Here is a 19,170-nt window from a genome sequence, read left to right as displayed (position 1 = left end):
TAAATAAAAACAAAAAGATAGTAACTATAATTTTTTTCATTTATTCTCCTAGATAAAATGCATAATGATGATGGGAAGAATCATTGCCGGGGTAAAATTCATTATTTTTAAATCCGTCACTTCTAACATGTTTAAACCCAGACCAATCAAAAGCATCGATCCCACTGCTACAACCTCATTGATAACTAATGTGGGCAAGAAGGGCTCGAGAAAGGCTGCAAATAAAGTTATTCCGCCCTCCACTATTAAGACTGGAATACTTGCAAAAAGTACGCCAATGCCTAGAGATGAAGAGAGCAACAGCGCAGTGATCGCATCTATGATGGACTTAGCATATAATGTGGTATTATTCCCTGTTAAGCCACTTTCTAGCGACCCTACGATTACCATCGAACCAATACAGAAAAACATAATCGATGTGACAAACCCTTGTCCCATATCTGCAAATCGTGGCCACCGGCTCAAAAAATTTTGTAATGTATTGGTTAATTCCCTAATTCGACTATCAATATCTACCCATTCTCCGATTAAAGTGCCTATCATGACTGAGACAATCATGATTAAAGTCTCATGTCCTTTCAAGGCTCCTGAAATTCCAATTGAAATAATACACAGTCCGATAGCTTGGATTAAGCGCTGATTGATATTACTGGGAATTCCTTCTTTTAACATCAAGCCCATAACACTGGATAAAACAATTGCTACGGCATTAACAAATGCACCCAAAAAGACACCTTCTTTTATAATTTCTTAATTATGTTCACTTTCATCTTGATCCGGTGAATCTAAATTAACTTGACCACTACTTTGACTTGTCTCATCTAATAATTGATCTACGAGATCTAGATTATCATCCACAAATAATTTTAATTGCGGTTGGTAGCTAATCACATAAACAAAATTCTGTGCTTCTTGTTCTTCTAAACTAGATTCACTAGAAGTTTCCTCTTCACCAGAGTCTTCCGATTGTGCTACTGTCAGCCCAGTATCAGATTGGTCTGCGCGTGATTGATTAGGAATGATAATTTCAAATTGGTAGTCTTGTCCTTGCCATACCTCTTGATAACGTTTCTTATCAAGAGCAAAGGTTTGAATAATTCGTTTGCTTTGGCCAGGCTCCACACCCTGACCATACTCTTCATTGATAAGTACATAGTCAGCCTCAATTGGATCTTCACCTATAATTAAGCGACTTTGACCATCCACCGGATAAATTGTTTGTTCAGTTTGATTACTAATCTCATATTCGATCGAAACAATGACTTGCCCGAATTCAAAGTTCTTAAAGATTTCTTCATAGTGTTCAAAGGGAGCAAAGTCGGTTACTTCAACCCGTTTAGTTGTCAGAGTAACTCCTTCTTCTTCTTGTGAAGTTTCAAGATTTTGAGCAGCTAATTCAGTTTTTTGCCCCCAAAACTCAGTCGTTAATCGGTCAGCAATAAACTGTGATTGAGACACGATCATGGTCTCGCTCTCTTCGCTAATAGGTAGAAATAAAGCTAGTTTATTTCCCAAATCAAGCTGAACACCCTTATCATCAATTGGCGTTGGTTCATTCATAGATAATTTTAAATGACCCTCACGACTAATTTGCTCTTCTAAATCCTTGGTTAAGGAAAATACTAAATAACCATCCACTGAGGCTTTTCCTTGTAACTTGCTTTGCGAATCATTAACAATTGTTTGAAGATTTCCCGATTGTGATGGATATAAACTTTGGTCAGCGTACACCATCTCAGTATCATCTATTGGTCCCATCGTTATATCTTCAATCGATAGATGCAGGTCTTGATCTGTTAAATTCTCAATTGTAGTATAAACTAAGACTAAACTATTAATGTCAGATCCTTCATCTGTCAACTTAGCCTCTTCTTTCATGGTTTGGCTCATTTTATCTACTGGTAAAATCGCCATTTGGTTGACCGTCATTTGAAAGTTTTCTTGATTAAGTTTAAAGGCTTGTTTACTTTGAAAACTAGAACTTTCAAGTTCAAGTCCCTCAAAGTTAGAAAAATCAGTCAAAACTTGACTAAATTCTGGGACTAATCGAGGATCAATTTCAGTTGCTTTAGATTCATTGGCATTTGCTTGAGATTCTTGGCTAATTTTATTATTAGCTTGTTCTTCAACTAAGTTGGCATATTTGTTTGAAACAGACTGACATGCTGTCAACCCTCCCAAACAAAATAATAAAACAAGTAGTTTAAAATTTTTATGTAGGATTATTTTCTTCATTTAATTCCTCTTTCTCATCAATAGGTAAGAAATTGTCTTCACTAACCTCTTCCTTCACATCATATCCTGCTAAGGAAACATAGTCTAACTGACCTATTGTCTCTTGACCATACATCTCAGAATGGTTCCGGTAAACTTGGTACAATTCGCTGACAAATACTTTCACCACCGCATAACCCGGCACCCCTAATATTACACCCGCAATTCCAAATAAACGACCTGCGCCCAAGAGGACAACTAGAATGGTAACTGGATGAATCTGTAAATTTGAGCCTAAAATTTGAGGCGATACAAAACGTCCCTCGATAAATTGCTCAATACTCATTACAATCAATACTTTTAATAACATCAAAGGACTAGTTAAAACAGCAATAATAATAACTGGAATAACTGCAATAAAAGAACCTAAATATGGAATCACATTACAAAAGCCTGCAAAGATTGCAAAGGAAATACCGTAGTCTAGACCAATAATACTATAACCAACTGCAAAAATGATTGCTACTATAATGGCAACAATAATTTGACCTCTAATATAACGTGAAATTTGAGAATGAGACTCATAAATAATCCGCGCAGCGGTCTCACGATAACGATTTGGAAGATAATATAAAACATGTTTGGGTAATTTATTACCTTCAAGCAACATATAATAAAGGACAATTGGCATGGTTAACAAGCCTAGCACAACTTGGGTAATATTACCAATCACAGTACCAAGTGAACCAAAGGTGGTGGAGATGATTGTCTCCATGCGACTAGACAGCGCAGAGAAGTCAAAGTCTTCAACAAAAGAACCAATACCAGATAAAAGCGGATCATTCGACCAATCAATTGGAATGGTATCTAATAACTTATCTAACTGCTTAGCATAATATGGCAAGTTTTCAGCTAAACCTTGAAATTGGGTCCGTAAAATTGGCACCAATGATAGAATTCCCCAAACAATAAGTAGAACTAAACTAATAAACAAAATCCAAATGGAAACATTGCGCTCAATTCCCTGACCAGTCATCCACCTAACTACAGGTGCAAGTAAATAGTACAAAATCGCAGCTGCAATCAAGGGTAAGCCAAAAATATCAAATAACCCCCCCAATGGCTTAAATACATAAGCTACTTGATTAAGCATAAATATGATTAATAAAATCAGTAAAGTTATTACTAAAGTAACCACAGTTTGATTATTTGTAATTTTTTTTCGCATGGTAGAAGCTGTTTTCTCTAATTTTTCTTTAGTCATTTCATAGCTCCTTTACAAAAATTTCATAGTTCTATTATATAATTTTTATAAAAAAAAACCTAGTAGATCATCATTAAAATCCTAGTAAAATTGTTATAATTGACTTAAAAGTCCTGAAATTTAGCTTTTTTACTAACATTAGTGTATAATGAGGCGAATTTATAAGGAGTGAGACTATGCTACAAGCAATTGACTTAATTGAATTACTTAAACTATTTATTATTTCGGTTGTCCAAGGGATTACCGAATGGTTACCGATTTCTTCTACCGGACATATGATTTTAATTGAAGACTTTATGCCCTTGAATCTCTCGGCTGAGTTTCGTGAGACTTTTCTTATCTTAGTTCAACTGGGTTCAATCATGGCAGTGGTGGTCCTTTATTTCCATAAACTAAATCCCTTATCTCCTAGTAAAAACTATCAAGAACGTAAGGAAACTTGGACCTTATGGTTTAAAGTAATCGTTGCCTCAATTCCTGTCTTAATTTTTGGCCTTTTCTTAAACGATTATATGGATACTTACTTTTATAATCCAACCGTAGTCGCGATTGCCTTAATTGTCTATGGCTTTGCATTTATTTGGATTGAAAAAAGTAATCATGCTAAACATAGTGCTAAAACAGAACACCTAGAAGATTTGTCTTATAATAAAGCCTTTAAAATTGGTCTTTTCCAATCCTTAGCAATTATTCCAGGAACTTCGCGCTCAGGTTCTACCATTATGGGGGGCTTGTTAACCAATAATTCTCGCTTTGTCGCTACCGAATTCTCTTTCTTTTTAGGTATCCCTGTCATGTTTGGTGCATCTTTTTTAAAATTACTTAAATTAGGATTCAGTCTCAGTCAAGTGGAAATATTCTATCTTATCTTCAGTATGGTCGTAGCTTTCGTTGTATCAATTGTAGTGATTCGTTTCTTGCTTACTTATCTAAAACGAAATGATTTTACTGGGTTTGGTTACTACCGAATTGTATTAGGCGCCATTGTTATCTTATATAACCTATTGATTAAATAAACAATATTCTATTTAATTTTATCCAACAAGCCAAATTTTCTTTTTTTCAAAGACGAAGAGAAATTGGCTTTTTTATTTACCCTAAAAAGTACTTGCATTTTTATCAGATTTATTTATAATAAAACGTAATTATTACTATTAAGGGGTGATCTGATGTCTAAAAAAGCAAACCTAGGTGCAGCTTACCGGCAACTTCAAAGTAAAAATATTAAGACTAAACGCCGGGCTAAAGCCATTATCCAAGCGGCAAAGCGAAATAAATAATCTTAACTAATTATTCTGGGTTAAGAATATGAAGCGAAAATCAGAGATTTTCATACTTCTGTTCTATTCCCAGTATTTTTTTGTAAAATAGCGACGAAACTTGACAGTTTTTCTTCCTATCCCTATCATTTAGATACAATGTTATAGAAAAAAAGGAGCCTGTTTTATGGAAAAAATCCCTAGTTTTACTGTTGACCACCTTAATCTACTCCCTGGCCTCTATTTGTCGCGTCAAGATCATCTGGGGCCTGTCACCCTTAATTCATATGACTTGCGCTTTACCCGCCCTAACTATGAGCCTGTGATGAATACTGCTGAAATTCACACCATTGAACATCTCTTAGCAACTTATCTACGCAATGACCCAACTTATAAAGACCAAGTTATTTATTTTGGGCCTATGGGCTGTCGAACTGGGTTCTATCTAATTTTGACCGATAAGGTCAGACCAGAAGCTACCCTTAAATTATTGAAAGATGCCTTTGCTTGGGCAGCCACCTATGAAGGTGATATCCCTGGGGCAGCCGCAAGGGATTGTGGTAATTATTTAGATCAAAATTTACCTATGGCTCGTTATTATAGTCAACGCTATCTACAAGTTTTAAATGAAATTACCGATTTATCTTTTGCCTATTAAGTCTTAATTAGTCAAGCTGTGTTATAATGAACATAATAAATTAAGGAGGTAGGATAATGGAATTAAATGATATTATGCGAGTTTTAAAAGAAGACATGAAGGTTGCGGTCTTCTCAACTATAGATAAAGACGGCAAACCACATGCTCGTCATGCTAATATTGGTGTTGCCAATGAACAAGGGATCTTCTTTATGACCAGTCCTAAGACCAACTTTTATAAGCAACTCCAAGCCAATCAAAATATTGCCCTCACTGCCATGTCTGAAAAAGATTACCTCATCCAAGTAATTCGGATTGAAGGCAAGGTGCGAGAACTAGGTAAAGAAAAATTGAAAGAAGTCCTTAAAGATAATCCATACGTTAAGCATGTATATCCCACTGCAGAAGAACAAGCCTCTGTCCATGTCTTCCAACTTTATGAAGGTGACGGGTTCTATCATTCCTTAACTCAAGGTCATAAATATCTATTTAAATTACGGAATAAATAAACTTAAATTGTCTAATTAATAAAATTAGACTGAAAGCCGGCAAGTGGTTGAAAATCTTTGATTTTCACTGACTTTGTCGGCTCTCTTTTATATTTCTAAATCATAGTTTAATTTTAACATTAAATAATTAACTAACTTCTAATTTTTATCAGTAATTTCTTTTATTTTTGTCATTTTTCCTTTATAATTTAGAAGTTGGAAAAATATATTTTATTAGGAGGATTTTTATGAAAAAAATTTTTGCATTACTTGCTATGGTTTTAGTCATGGTTTCTGGTTTATCTGTTTTTGCTGAAGAAAAGAAAGCGATGACCATTGATGACTATGTCGGATCATATGAAGTAAAAGATTCTGTGGTTAAGTATTTAGATGTTCGTGCAGATCAAGTAGTCCTATATGTTGACGACCTTGAAGGCGAAATTAAAGATGAAGATCCATACAAACACTTTGCTGAAATGGTTGTTACCCACTTCGCTGAGGCGGACCCTGAAGCAGAACCTGTTGAAGGCGAACCTGTCATCACTTATACTGATAACACTAATAAAGATGTTGAGGCTGCTAAAGTAGTTATCTTTACTAAGTTTGATAACCTCATTACTTATGATAATAAATTGAAATTAAAATTAGACAGCTCCGCCATGCTAAGTCTTGAAAAATCAGATGATGGTTTGCACGATAAATTATATAGTGTTGACTACAAAAAAATTGACGATTTAGCCGAATACAAGATGGATGATCAAGCTGCTGCCAGCGACGAATCTGCCGCTGAAAGTGAAGCAAGCTCGGAAGAATCCGAAGAATAAGATTCGATAAATTTAAAAGAGGTTGGGAATTCCCAGCCTCTTTTTTGTTTACGATTTTAAGAATTATCAGGCCTAGCCTCACTATCTAGATACTTAATTCACTTGAATCCAGTACCGGTATACTTCTTCTCCAGAATTAGGGTCAAAACTTGATTCATCCCGAACCCCTCCACAGGCTTCAATAACCTTTTGACTGGCTTTATTTGAAGCGTGGCAGGTTACTAAGACTTTGGCCATACCTTGATGATAACAAATTTTTAAGGCTTCTTTTAACATGGTTTGGGCAATCCCTTGATTGCGGTAATCGGGATGGACTGAATAGCCAATATGTCCACCAATTTCCTTCAAATAATCATTCAGTTCATGACGGAATTGGAGCATGCCAAGCACTTCCTGATGTCCTCTTTGCAAGCAGATGTATTGGCTGGCAGGTACCCAACCTGCTTTGACAGTTTCCCGTTGGCTACTGGCTTGAACTTGATCATACCAAGCCTGAAAATCAGTAAAATCCTGTAAATCACTGGATCCATCCATAGATTCACCCGACGCTAAGAAAGCCTGGCGGTAAGCCATGACATTTTTTTGGTGACGAGGACGAACGTGTACTAAAACAAGATTTTCCATAATAATTCAGACTCCTTACATGGTTATAAAATAATTAATCGCTGCGGCTAAGGTCGCAATCAAAAAAATAACAATATAAGCGACATATTTTCTATCATGAAATTGGATAGTGTAATAAATTGATAAGCCGAAAATTAAGGTCCACATAATTATAAATAGGAAAATTGCGATTCCTGAAATAATTGATAGGACGGAAAACATAGGGTTAGGTGCTGTGATCTTCAGGACAAAAATTAATAATAAAGCGACCGCACCAACTACAAAGACTAAGAGTGACAATTTAATAATGCGGTCGAGTAATTTTGATAATTTTGCTTGCATGCCATACTCCTTCATGAAATTTTAATAACGATATTATCATACCACACCGAATTATTCGATGCATGTGGGACTAAAAAATCTCGCCTTATTTTATGACTAAAATTTCAAATTCCAAACTTGGCATGGTGGCCCGTAAATCTGCCTCAATGACTTTTAAAGCCTCTATACGGGCTTCCACATCGATTGCGGCATTACCTTGGACTATAAAAATCGCATTCTTGGTTTGGTCATCAAACTTATAGGCTTCCCCATCACGAACCCCCATCCAAGCCATAATCCCTTTGGTATCCTTGTAAACATAATCCGTCGCGGCAACATGTTTTTCTTTGGCCGAAATGGGAACAAAACTCCCTTCTTCCTGGTTTACAGTGATAGTCAAAGGCCAAGTAATCTTATCTAGGTCATGACCGCCAATGGCAATCATAGACCGCAAACTTTCCACATTATAAATATCAACGATACTATTAATTTTAGGAATCGAGCCCCGCCGTTGAATATTTTCAATAAAGGCAGGGATAGTCGGTGGATTCTTCTTCTCACTCCGACCTACAGCTTGCATCATATCATAATAGCCTTTAATAAATGGATGGGCTTTGACCTGTTCGATGTCCGCATCGAGAGCCCAGGTTTCAGTTTGGGCTTGTTTCGTTAGAAAGTCGGCTTCTAAATTTGCATTAGGATTGACATTCCGGGCAATACCAACGACCACCGCTTCAACCCCTAAGGCCTTCATTGAATCATCTAATCTAATTTCCATAAAGTCTTCTTCCTTTCTTAAATCTCTTTAGCCCTATCTTAACATGAAAATAACTTTTTAAGAAAGGAGCAAGTTAGACCGACTTAAGCATCCTCCAAAACACTCAGGCCTTGATAAAAATTGGGTATTAAGTGGAGTAAATTCACAATTTCCTCATCGAAAAAATTTTGAAAAATTTGTATCATCCTCCTATCATAAAATTGATCTGATTCTGAAAATGTTGGTCGACCTTATCTGTGGTCTTAAGTATTAATTGAGGCTTATCTAAATTATTCTTTTGGATGGTTAGAAATCCTCTCTGCTTCAAAGCTAAGGCTAATTGTTTAATATTCTAACGGAATATGCCTAAAATACTGGCAGATTCACTTAAATTAGCCTGTCCTAAGATTTTCACGAGGATTAATAACATAAACTGCTTTAAAGAGAGTTCATCTTTGTCACGGTTAAAGGCAGATTCAATTCGGTTGGTAATGATAAATAACTGGTATAAAATCAGAGAAGCTTGTCCTTGACGCGATTCTGCCCTTTGCTGAATAAAGTCTTCAAGCTGGCTCATTTGTCTAACTCCTTAACCGAAGCAACTAGGTCTTGTAAATAATTATAACTTTCGATTGAATCATGGTAATGGTTAATAATTGTTTGGTCAGACTCAGTTAATTCAGACCTATTTTTCGATACTAACATTTTATGCATCTCCACATCATAGCCTTATGGACGAGCGTCAGTAATGATGACTTCGAAAACCCAATGATAAACATCCTCTGGAATGACCTCACCTCTTATTAATTACAAATCACTCATTTTATTTAAGTTTTTATCATAAGCATTCCAAATTTCCGCCATATTCTTTCCTCTCAGTATTCTTAATTTTCAAATATTTATTCATTATACGATTTGTTTCTTTCCACTTTAAAGACAGCACAAAACAGACACCTCACTAAATTTATAGTGAAATGTCTGTTTGTATTTTATTTCTACATACAACTGAGTAGCCATTATGCTAGATAAATTAATTACTAATCAGCAATCTACTTATAAGTCAGTCAATATTTTTCCTCTTCCAAATAATTATAGATAGCACCAAAAGGACTAAGGAAAAAGCAAAGATTAGGAATATTCTATTAATCGATATGTTTGGCATAGTAAATAATTTAAGCAAACTTGGCTTATTTTTGGGAAGAAACCATTGGGCTAACATCAGCCCTACTGAACATAAAAAGGCGATTGAAATATTATTGGTACAACTGAATAGGAATAGGCCTATTATCCCGATAAAAATCCCAATCGAAAGACTATGCAGTAAAAAGACGATTAATTCAGATAAGGATTGACCCTCTGTAAGTAATGAAATATAAATATAGCTTATGATGGACCAAATAATCAATCTTAAGGTAAATCTAAGCAAATAAATTAATTCCAGTTTACTCTGCCGCATTCTAAGAATATCTTTTATCGGACTTTGGTGTTCGGTATAAAACAAAGTAACGATTGAAAAAATACCCGGAAAGGGTAAGAAACGTTCAATAACCATTGCTTGACTATTACCGTCTAACTTACCTAATCCAAAAATAAAATAGGCGATTCCGATCATAATGAAACTAGCAAGAATGGATGGGAGCAGATTATGCTTAAACTCTATTTTTAATTGGCAAGATACTTTTGAAAGCATGGTAGCCCCTCCTTCTTCTTTCGTATAAAAAGACGGTAAGCACAATGATTAGAATGGCTAAGACTAACCAAACGGTTCGACCAATTAAGAAAGTATTGATTTGACTTATAAAATACTTTTCATTTCCCACTGAGTTATAACGCAATAATAAAACGTAACCAATATTATAATAAATATTTGCTGAGGAAGACATCAGATAAACCATGGAAAAGATTGGCCCAAGAAAGCCAAACAGAATACTCTTACTTGCAATCGTAATTAAGCTGCTGAGGCTAACGATGAATAAAATAATGGGAAGGATCCAGGCAATTACTAGGCCATAAGCTTTTAGTGGGCTTAATAAATCCAATCCGTAGTCGAACAAAAGCTGACCCTCATAATAGGTAAAGATCGCCAATATAATTAATAAAATCGCTAAGCTCATCGCCAATACCCGCGTCATAATTAACTTTAGAGAAGAAATCGACTTAACATAGAGGGTATTAGCAACCCCCTCTTTTCTGTCCTTATTCCACAAATACAAACCCATAAACCAGGTCAAGAGCATGGTAAAGATACCCGCATAATCACTGAAATATCTAGCAAAGGCCAAATCAAAGCCTTGCCCCCGCATCAAATGATAATCTGACAAGGCCTCCTCGTATGACATGCCTTTTTTTCCAAAATGAACCTTATATTCATCGCTAGCATAGAAGGAACCCCCACCAATTAAGGCATCAATTTTTTCTAACTGTAGCTCTAACTTCGCTTGACTAGGATTTTTTAAATGATCATTATCACTTATCTCTTCATAAGGTTTTCCTGCCATTTCAGCCATTATCGCCTTAATCGCATTAAGTTCACTATCGGTTAGATTTTTCTCACGATAAAAACCAAAGGGATACGTGGCAAAATAATTGGCATCCACTGCAGTCTTTAAATCCACCATTAAATTAGGATAAATATAGTCAAGGTCATCGGTTAGATAAATACCGTAAGTTTCTTGATTCGGTTTCGGTTCTTGGAATTCAGGTGGTTTGCTGCCCAATTGACTCACTAAAGCAAGGACAAAAGCGACTATTAAACCTAAAAAGATGAGCGATTTAAGTATTCGTTTAAACTCTTGGATTAGACTTCTCATTCTTATCTCCTCCGATCATAAATCTTCATAAGATATGCCGATTCTAAGCTAGGAGAAATTCGTTTAAATTGCGCTAGCGGTCTACCATAATGGATAAAGCGGACTAGGATTCCCTCTGCTAGCTCCTTTTGTTCAAAGACAATATACTGAGATTTAAAACTTGTATAATCTTTTCTATTAACGATGGTCTCATAGGTTCCACCAGAGTATTCTTTTAATAAATATTCAACCGAGCCATCGTAGATAAAATGACCATTATCTAAGATTCCCAATCGATTTGCAGTACTTTCGAGATCACTAGCAATATGGGTTGAGAATAAAACGATTTTTTCCGCAGACAAATCACTTAATAAATTTCTAAACCGAATACGTTCTTCAGGATCTAAACCAGCGGTCGGTTCATCGACGATTAAGACATGAGGATTATTTAGAAGACTTTGTGCGATGCCTAGTCGCCGTTTCATCCCACCGGATAGGTCTTTAATTTTTTTATTTTGATTTTGACTCAGGTTAACCAGACCCAAGAGTTCATCAACTCTTTGATTTAATTGAGAGCCTTTCATATTATCCAAAGTTCCTAGATAAATTAATGCCTCCCTGACTTTCATGTCCGGATAAAAATCAAAATCTTGTGGTAAGTATCCAACAACACTTCGAATCTTTTTGGGGTCCGTTTCACCACACACTTTAATTTGACCCTTGGACTTTGGCAAGAGACCCACAATTAATTTCATTAAAGTGGTTTTTCCGGCCCCATTCTTGCCTAGTAATCCATAAAGGCCATTACCAATACTCAGATTGATATTATTCAAGACAATTTTCTTGCCGTAGGAAAACGATAAATGCTTGATTTCAATTGAATTCATTCTACATACCTCCTTTTCTTTAGTTGAAGTATATAAAACAATTTCCAATACTTTTCCAAGATTAGGATTTTTTTATGATTAATTGGGTGCTTGCCCCTAATTTATTATTTAAAACCATCTTAACGCCGAGTTTTTTCATAATCTCATCTGTAATATACAGTCCCAAACCCATATTGCCCACAAGCGGATTCTCACTAAAATAGGCTTTATTGTAATTTTGTAGGGCTTCTTGCGAAAAACCTGGACCATCATCTTCGATTTCCAAAATTACTTCCTGGTCATTTTCAAAAAGCTTAATAGTTATTTTACTCTTAGCATAGGCATCCGAATTTCTGAGGATATTAGTCATTCCCTCAATGAATAAAGCAAGATCTAAGTGGACTATTTGGGATAAATCGCTTATGTCTTTCCTAAAGTGAATATCCCTTTGCAAATTATTTAACTCAGCTTCAATACTAACTATTAAAGCATTTAATTTAATCGGTCGCACATTCACTTCGATATCCTTTATATGTTGACTCATACTAAGATACTGGATATAATCCTGAATTCTACGAGTACTTCGAGTCATTCTGGCTATAATCCGAATTAAACGTTCATCTTCAAATTTAAACTTCTTATCTATAATCTCTAAATCACCACTGAGAATAGTTAGAGGATTTTTTATTTCATGGAGTAAGCTATCCATCTGCTTACTAACTTCATTCATTCTAATAATATTGGCAAAATTTTCTTCTTTTATATTTAGATTTTCTTGGCTTAAAGCAAATACCCTATCACTCAACTCATTAATATCTGTTAAGTCTAATTGGTCTGGATGAGATAAATAATTCAGCACCGGTTGAATTTTATGCAGATAAAATAGTTGAAAAAATAGATAAAAAAAGCATAAGACCACTAATATGGGTGAAATATCAATCATACTTCCTAAGGCCTTTGAAAAAATTAGTTTACCAAAAACGTTATTCACTTCTGATAGCGCATGATTTACTAAATATTTGCTTCTAGCCTCGCTTAATAAATATTTTATAAAGATACCCAAAGGCATAGAAAAACATAAACTCACCAACATATAGATAATAAAACTTGTTTTTAACTTCCAGTTCCTACTAGCTTCCTTTAACCAATCCATGAGTAGCCTAACCCCCAATGCGTTTTAATAAACTCTTGGTCTGATACTTCCGCCATTTTATTACGAATATTTCTAATATGTTCCGAAACTACTTGAGGATTACCAAAACTATCAATGCCCCACAGGCTATCATAAATGCGCTCTTTACTAAATATTTGCTTAGGATTATTTACCAATAATTCTAGTATTTCAAATTCAGATTTAGTTAAATCTAGGGCCACACCATTTAAGCTAAAAACGCTTCCTTCAATCAAACGCACCTGATTATTCTTTGATAAATATTTGACCCGGTCACTGCGAGTTAAATTGGTATAAATTCTGGCGTAAAGTTCATCTAAAGAGAAAGGTTTGGTGATATAATCATCGCCACCTAACATGAGTCCCTCGATTTTATCGGCTTCATTAACCCTGGCTGACAAAAACAAGATGGGCATCAGCCATCTTTCTCTGAGCTGTTTACATATTTCAAAGCCATTGTTTCCAGGCAAGTTGATATCTAAAAGGATCAAGTCAATTGCGGATAAGTCCTCAGGGATATCAACTGAGCTATAAGCTTTTACAATCGTTATATTTTTATCTTCTAGGTACATCTCTAACATATCGAATAAATCGACATCATCTTCAATAATTAATATCTTTCGTTGATCCATGGCAAGCTAACCCCTCTCCAGCAATTCTTTTATTTCTGCTAGCCTATGTATGTCAAGATTAAAAATCTATGTATCATCTACCATTATACCGCTTGACTTATAATAATATACCATACACTTTTTCAATTCATCTTTAGGCAATATTTTTCCAAAGCACAAAAAGGCCCCTTTCTATGATTACCATAAAAAGAGGGCTTGCTCATTTAACTATAGCATAATGCTAATGGTTAATAATTATTTATTTTTTAAGTTATAGAATGAAGTTAAACCATCATATTTAGCCACTTCACCTAATTCATCTTCAATACGCAACAATTGATTGTATTTAGCAATACGGTCCGTACGAGATAATGAACCAGTCTTGATTTGGCCAGCGTTGGTTGCAACAGCGATATCAGCGATGGTTGAATCTAAAGGGTTTTAAACCTTTTTAAGTCAATTCTATAATACATTATATAGTATAAGAATACAAGGTATTTTAGGTATGTTCTTTTAAATAGGAACAGGTTTATAATATGTGAAACATGACTGACATTCAGGTTTATTTCAAATACGCTTCCAATGCTTTCTCAATGATTTCATAGGTTAACTCCCCTGTTCTAGCGACTTCTAGTTTTAATTTATCTAATATTGACTTCTTAATAGCAATTGTAGTTTGAACACTATAGTTGTTGCTTTCATCCACTCCAAAGATTTTATTATAGTCTTCTTCTAGTAGATTCTGCCAAGCCCAATCCTCAGCCTGTTTGAACGTCAGAGGTTGTAATTCTTCTGTATCAGCAATAGAATGTAGAAAGAACTCACCTGTGCGTTTCTTATATAAATCCTCTTGACGGTCTGCCACCCTAGCTGAAGCCATGAGCATCGCTTTATCAGTATTGTACCGCTTACCGTTAATTACCTTTTTCATATTATCACTCCTTATGAGATAATAATACTTTACATACGTTTATTTGTCAATAGTGTTTTGATAAAAAATAAGCTGATTACTCACCAGCTTACCATCGTCTTAAACGTTTATTCGATTGACGATTATACGGTGTATTTCTACCTGCGTTATTATTATAACATAAAAATAACCCCCCACCAATTAAGGCGGGGGCTTTTCTATGCCGATAACGCAAGCAAAGTCGCAAACGCTATCTATATCTCCTTCAACATCATGGTTGATGAGTTGATATTATTATATCACATTTATTTCACTTCATATCTCTTTCCGTCCCAAACGATATAACGGTTAGATTGTTTATCTTCTTCAGTCAAGTCTTCTTTCACTTCAACCCATCCTGCACGAGGTTCTATAAGGTCTTGTTCTAATATCCATGACACTTTGTCTTTCAGTAAGTAGGCTTTCTTAGAGTAACCGACATTGACATCCATCACTTTAGTAATAACATCCTTATCCCCTGAGAAGTCTTTACTTGGTTTAACACCTTCTTTAGTCTGAGGATTGTACCAAGCGGACATGTTCTCTCGGATAGTTACCTTATCCCCTACTTTCATTTCCTTAAATGGTTTGACAGGCGACTTGTATTCAGGAAGGTCAATGAATCGACTAATAGATTTATCCTGATTAGGAGTAGTAATACCATTCGTCAAGGTCTTCTTAAAGTCCCACCACTTAGCCCAATTATTAAACCGCCAAGGTGCAGGGCATAGCTTAGTGGACACATCAAAGTGACGAATTACATTGGAAGCAGGGATATTATATTTCTTCATTAAGGCTAGTGTTAACAGACGGGTCTGTTCCACTACAATTGGATCAATGGCCCAATCGGTTACTGGCTTACCAGGAATTGGAGTTAAACACATTTCAATCCCGATTGAATTATAGTTGGTGCAAAGACCCGGTGTGACATAACCGTTGTATTCACCTTTCTTAGTCGTGTTCCCGTCCCCAACGTGCCATGCTCCTGCGTCTTCTTCTACAACTTGATAGGTATAGTTTTTATCAATGAAGTAATGAGCTGAAGCGTCATGATTTACTGTCAGGAAGTAGTCTGCATTTGCCTTAGCATTTCCTGAAGCACCAACATAATGAATAACTATGAATTTAGGTTTGTTACTTCCACGACCAAACGAATTGACTCGTGTAATTTCTCTGATAGGTGTTCTAAGTTCCATAGCACCGTCTCCTCCGTTTAATTCTTTATCTACTTGTGAATTATTGAGCGTATCATACTTGTATAATTCATACTTACGAATTACATTCACTAACTTACTGTCGTACTCAGGGTCAGTAGCATACACTCCCGTCAAGGCTTTAGCTTGTGCCTCATACGTCTTAGCATTGACAGCTGTCGCATAACGACTTTTAGCATAATCACTCCGAGTGAAAAAGCGTATATGGTAATTTACATACGCTTCATCATCTTTGAACATAGCAAAATCAGCATACACTTGTTGGTATGAGCCATCAATATATTCGGTTGTTAGTTTTTTATATTTTGCATATTCAGGTTGAGCCTTGATTCCGCCTAGGTTGTGTGCGTTTACAGCTAACTCTGATCTCCCCCAGTCCGACTCCAATATCGCCTGAGCAATCAGGACAGATGGGAGTAGTGTTGGGGTGTATTCTTTCACACCCCTCTGATATAGGGGTGCTACTCTATTTATAAACTCTTTCTTAAAATCACTAATCGTTATCAGCTTCTTTCACTAAATAAGCAAATAATCCTACAACAACTACAAAAACCATCATACCTACATTCATTCAGTCACCTTATTCTCATTTGTTTCAGAATCACGATGAATTGCTGATTCGTCTATTTCTGTAAAAGGGTTGTCTAACTGATCCTTATGATAGTTTGATGAAGACAAGTTCATTGAACTACCAATAAACGCTGTAATAGCGCCTAAGACTGTCAGTGTTAAATCTGTATGTTCCCATTGAACAGCTGTACCAATCGTACCGATCATTGTCATAAATGCTGGGAGTACTGTGATTACAAACCATCTGAGGTATTCGTATTCTCTATTATTAAATTTCATTTTTACCTCCATTATATCTGTTTATTACTACCTTTTAAAATCTCTAAATCTTCATCTATCTGTGCAAGTCTTAGCTTCAATTGTATATTCTCTTCTTTTAATCGGTCTAACTCCTGATCCATCGATTCGTTATCTGCTTTTAATCGTTCGATTTCTTTCTTTAAACTATCGTTTAGCACTTTATATTCATTGATTAATGTACTAGTAGAATCTTTTTTGTTATTAGAAATAGTACCTAAGTAAGCCAAGAAAGCGACACCAAAACCACCGAGGATCGTTGCAATTTGTTCTAAATTCATTAACCATCCTCCCTAATTGACGTCCTTATCAATATCATAACCATACCCCAACTCAACACCCATACAGTGTTAGGTGGTGGACTCATCAAGAATGAGATAAAGAACATACCCCATAAAAAGGACATAGTCACTAACCCAATTTTCCTGAACTGAGGTATGGAGAAAACAACTCCGATAATTTTAACCAACCCAGTAGTCATAAACGCCAACCCGATCCAATGGTTGTCAACAATGCTGTCTACAATATCATAGACTCTGTAATTCTCGAGAATACCAGGATTCCAAAATAACTGCCATCCGTAAAAAAAGGACGTTACAGCTACAAGGAAGCCGTCACGACCTAGGATTCGTTTTATTTTTTTAACTATGGAATAGTTATTGATTTTCTGTAACAATGAGCAATTCTCAATGAATTTTCCCATAGGCTTAACCTTCTAACAATTTCCAGTTGTTAGCATAAGCACTCGGTGAATAAGCATTGTGATCAACTAAGGACTCATACACCTTACCCTCGAATCGAACTTTTGTACCTTTAGCATAAGCGTCATGAGCGCCTGTTGGTTGTACAAAGTCAGCAATTACTTCTGTTTCTTCACCGTCAACATCAACTGTTGCTGACTTAAAAGGCGCAAATAAACTTGCATCACCAATCCAGTTTTCAGCGTCAATAGAAGTGTCCTTAATGGCTACCATCAACTTACCATTAACATTATAAATCTTTCCAGCTTCAACCTTTCCACCTACTTCAACAGTTGGATATTCATCAATTAAATCATCAAGTTTTTCTTTTGATAAATCAGCCATGACAACTAATTTAAGTTGTTGCTTAATTTCAGCAACTTCTTTAGTCACCGCTTCTACACTGCCCTTAGCTTCGTCAATCAGTGCCTTAGATTCTTTAGCGATTTTTTGAACAGTATCAACAGCTTCATTAGTAAACTTGCCAACAAAGGTATCACGATAGAACTTCTCTAATACCGCATTGACTAATTCTTTTTCTCCGATTCCGTCAGATAACATCGGGTCTAATTCAGCTGTGATAATCGTTAAATAGGGTTCTTGTTCAGTGATTTGAACGACTCGTTTGTCAATTTGAGTATTAAGATAATTGTTTGTAATTTTAAACATAATTAGTCTTCCTCACTTTCATTTTTTGCTTTTACGTCCGCTAGTTCTAATTTCAATACTTTAATTTGTAGCTTTAGATTGACGTTTTCTTTGGCCAACTCGTCCAACATTAATTCAATGGCTTTACTCAAATTATTTTCCATTCTGCACCTCTAATTTCTTGACCTTAGCTTCTAATTCTTGAATTGCTTTGAGTGACAACATCAACGCCCTAGATAGATCAATTGCTTCAAACTCGTGGTTTTCATCTTCTTTAATTCTTAAAATTCCGCTATCTTGAGCAATCAATCCGATTGGTTCATGCTCTTTAGATTTCTTCCAATCAAAGGATTTGAAAGATAGATTCTTGATTTCTTCCAAAGCGTTTACACTTGTAGCTTCGATATTCTCTTTCAATCGCTTATCAGAATCATTCTGTAAGCTACCAACACGGGCTTTCCCTTTAACCCAGATACCATCTGCAAAAGTAGTGAATTGTTGAAGTCGTGCTTCAGTATAGATATAAACTGTTTTAGTTCCGTTGGATGAATCAGTACAATCTATAAAACGCTGATAACCTGATGGAACATAAGTGGAAGTTGTCCCTTGTTTATAAATCACTCGGTCACCTTTTCGCAACGTGACATTCCAACCCGTTGCTGCGTTATTCCATGGGCCATAACCATTCAATTTTGATATTTCAGCCTTTGCACCCTCATAAGTATTGAAAGGGTATGCACCACCTGACACTCGCATAATATCTTCAATAATTCGAGTGTTCCCCATACCGTCTTGCGGTACAGTATAATACACGTTATCACTACCAGCGACATAACCGCCATCTTGCATATAGTTGATAGAAAAGCCACCCGAGCCTCGGGATAACCAGACACCATATTTACTACCTGGAAGCACCCTAGAACCGTTATAATCAAAGCCATAAAGGTT

At 35.7% G+C, this 19,170-nt stretch carries 25 protein-coding genes and 1 pseudogene; 5 read left to right on the top strand and 21 right to left on the bottom strand.

Annotated features, from left to right (window positions below; genetic code table 11):
• Positions 1-48: 48 nt before the first annotated feature.
• From G396_RS0104625 to G396_RS0104615, 3 genes are read right to left on the bottom strand one after another with little or no spacing between them, the layout of a single operon-like run.
• Positions 49-726: a DUF554 domain-containing protein gene (locus G396_RS0104625; protein WP_006418153.1), complete on the bottom strand. Its 678-nt coding sequence runs from the start codon at positions 724-726 to the stop codon at positions 49-51.
• A gap of 24 nt (positions 727-750) precedes the next feature.
• A complete protein-coding gene (locus G396_RS0104620) occupies positions 751-2,235 on the bottom strand; it encodes a hypothetical protein (RefSeq protein ID WP_028125204.1) in 1,485 nt (494 codons plus the stop codon).
• A complete protein-coding gene (locus G396_RS0104615; RefSeq protein ID WP_006418479.1) occupies positions 2,213-3,478 on the bottom strand; it encodes an AI-2E family transporter in 1,266 nt (421 codons plus the stop codon). The genes G396_RS0104620 and G396_RS0104615 overlap by 23 nt, the downstream gene beginning before the upstream one ends.
• Positions 3,479-3,654: 176 nt before the next feature.
• Here G396_RS0104615 and G396_RS0104610 point away from each other — a divergent pair, with 176 nt between their 5' ends.
• The 5 genes from G396_RS0104610 (at position 3,655) to G396_RS0104590 (ending at position 6,686) form a co-directional block, all read left to right on the top strand.
• Entirely contained in the window at positions 3,655-4,494 is an 840-nt protein-coding gene (locus tag G396_RS0104610; RefSeq protein WP_028125203.1) for an undecaprenyl-diphosphate phosphatase, read from the top strand.
• Between the two features lie 153 nt (positions 4,495-4,647).
• The gene (locus tag G396_RS11590; protein ID WP_100069379.1) at positions 4,648-4,758 is read left to right on the top strand and encodes a putative metal homeostasis protein; all 111 of its coding nucleotides are present in this window, start codon (positions 4,648-4,650) and stop codon (positions 4,756-4,758) included.
• A 166-nt stretch (positions 4,759-4,924) separates the two neighbouring features.
• On the top strand, positions 4,925-5,395 hold the full coding sequence (locus G396_RS0104600) for an S-ribosylhomocysteine lyase (RefSeq protein ID WP_028125202.1): 471 nt from the start codon (positions 4,925-4,927) through the stop codon (positions 5,393-5,395).
• 56 nt (positions 5,396-5,451) lie between these two features.
• Entirely contained in the window at positions 5,452-5,883 is a 432-nt protein-coding gene (locus G396_RS0104595; protein ID WP_006418345.1) for a pyridoxamine 5'-phosphate oxidase family protein, read from the top strand.
• 227 nt (positions 5,884-6,110) lie between these two features.
• A complete protein-coding gene (locus G396_RS0104590) occupies positions 6,111-6,686 on the top strand; it encodes a hypothetical protein (protein ID WP_028125201.1) in 576 nt (191 codons plus the stop codon).
• 93 nt (positions 6,687-6,779) lie between these two features.
• Here G396_RS0104590 and G396_RS0104585 read toward each other — a convergent pair whose 3' ends face one another.
• The 18 genes and pseudogenes from G396_RS0104585 to G396_RS10920 form a co-directional block, all read right to left on the bottom strand.
• Positions 6,780-7,310, bottom strand: coding sequence for a GNAT family N-acetyltransferase (locus G396_RS0104585; RefSeq protein ID WP_028125200.1), 531 nt, complete (start codon positions 7,308-7,310; stop codon positions 6,780-6,782).
• Between the two features lie 15 nt (positions 7,311-7,325).
• On the bottom strand, positions 7,326-7,631 hold the full coding sequence (locus tag G396_RS0104580) for a hypothetical protein (protein WP_028125199.1): 306 nt from the start codon (positions 7,629-7,631) through the stop codon (positions 7,326-7,328).
• An 85-nt stretch (positions 7,632-7,716) separates the two neighbouring features.
• On the bottom strand, positions 7,717-8,388 hold the full coding sequence (locus G396_RS0104575) for a B3/B4 domain-containing protein (protein WP_028125198.1): 672 nt from the start codon (positions 8,386-8,388) through the stop codon (positions 7,717-7,719).
• 331 nt (positions 8,389-8,719) lie between these two features.
• Positions 8,720-8,944: a hypothetical protein gene (locus tag G396_RS0104565; RefSeq protein WP_028125197.1), complete on the bottom strand. Its 225-nt coding sequence runs from the start codon at positions 8,942-8,944 to the stop codon at positions 8,720-8,722.
• Positions 8,941-9,072 (bottom strand): hypothetical protein, encoded by a 132-nt coding sequence (locus G396_RS11920; protein WP_006418179.1) that lies wholly within the window; start codon positions 9,070-9,072, stop codon positions 8,941-8,943. The genes G396_RS0104565 and G396_RS11920 overlap by 4 nt, the downstream gene beginning before the upstream one ends.
• Positions 9,073-9,427: 355 nt before the next feature.
• Complete coding sequence (locus G396_RS0104555; protein ID WP_155857407.1) at positions 9,428-10,057, bottom strand: hypothetical protein; 630 nt, start codon at positions 10,055-10,057, stop codon at positions 9,428-9,430.
• Positions 10,017-11,177 (bottom strand): ABC transporter permease, encoded by a 1,161-nt coding sequence (locus G396_RS0104550; protein ID WP_028125195.1) that lies wholly within the window; start codon positions 11,175-11,177, stop codon positions 10,017-10,019. Before G396_RS0104550 ends, G396_RS0104555 begins: the two co-directional genes overlap by 41 nt.
• Before the next feature lie 2 nt (positions 11,178-11,179).
• Entirely contained in the window at positions 11,180-12,043 is an 864-nt protein-coding gene (locus tag G396_RS0104545; RefSeq protein WP_028125194.1) for an ABC transporter ATP-binding protein, read from the bottom strand.
• Between the two features lie 61 nt (positions 12,044-12,104).
• Positions 12,105-13,175: a sensor histidine kinase gene (locus tag G396_RS0104540; RefSeq protein ID WP_028125193.1), complete on the bottom strand. Its 1,071-nt coding sequence runs from the start codon at positions 13,173-13,175 to the stop codon at positions 12,105-12,107.
• Positions 13,163-13,825, bottom strand: a complete 663-nt coding sequence (locus G396_RS0104535) for a response regulator transcription factor (protein ID WP_028125192.1) — start codon at positions 13,823-13,825, stop codon at positions 13,163-13,165. The genes G396_RS0104540 and G396_RS0104535 overlap by 13 nt, the downstream gene beginning before the upstream one ends.
• Positions 13,826-14,059: 234 nt before the next feature.
• Positions 14,060-14,236: pseudogene (gene eno, locus G396_RS11170) on the bottom strand (phosphopyruvate hydratase); the annotation flags it as partial.
• Positions 14,237-14,366: 130 nt separating this feature from the next.
• Positions 14,367-14,735, bottom strand: a complete 369-nt coding sequence (locus G396_RS0104530) for a hypothetical protein (RefSeq protein WP_028125191.1) — start codon at positions 14,733-14,735, stop codon at positions 14,367-14,369.
• A gap of 284 nt (positions 14,736-15,019) precedes the next feature.
• A complete protein-coding gene (locus G396_RS10925) occupies positions 15,020-16,408 on the bottom strand; it encodes a glucosaminidase domain-containing protein (protein ID WP_051221125.1) in 1,389 nt (462 codons plus the stop codon).
• A gap of 126 nt (positions 16,409-16,534) precedes the next feature.
• Positions 16,535-16,816, bottom strand: coding sequence for a phage holin (locus tag G396_RS10160; protein ID WP_051221123.1), 282 nt, complete (start codon positions 16,814-16,816; stop codon positions 16,535-16,537).
• Between the two features lie 11 nt (positions 16,817-16,827).
• Positions 16,828-17,115 (bottom strand): CDK-activating kinase assembly factor MAT1, encoded by a 288-nt coding sequence (locus tag G396_RS0104515; protein ID WP_028125190.1) that lies wholly within the window; start codon positions 17,113-17,115, stop codon positions 16,828-16,830.
• 426 nt (positions 17,116-17,541) lie between these two features.
• Positions 17,542-18,243 (bottom strand): hypothetical protein, encoded by a 702-nt coding sequence (locus G396_RS0104505; protein WP_028125188.1) that lies wholly within the window; start codon positions 18,241-18,243, stop codon positions 17,542-17,544.
• Positions 18,244-18,245: 2 nt separating this feature from the next.
• Positions 18,246-18,386, bottom strand: a complete 141-nt coding sequence (locus tag G396_RS11395) for a hypothetical protein (protein WP_155857406.1) — start codon at positions 18,384-18,386, stop codon at positions 18,246-18,248.
• On the bottom strand, positions 18,376-19,170 hold a 795-nt coding region (locus tag G396_RS10920), incomplete at its 5' end, for a tail fiber domain-containing protein (protein WP_051221121.1). The genes G396_RS10920 and G396_RS11395, both read right to left, overlap by 11 nt.

Origin of the sequence: Eremococcus coleocola DSM 15696 (assembly GCF_000428865.1) — a bacterium.
Lineage (GTDB): Bacteria > Bacillota > Bacilli > Lactobacillales > Aerococcaceae > Eremococcus > Eremococcus coleocola.
The sequence above is the reverse complement of the archived record's forward strand: the minus strand, read 5'-3'. Positions and strand labels throughout refer to the sequence as shown.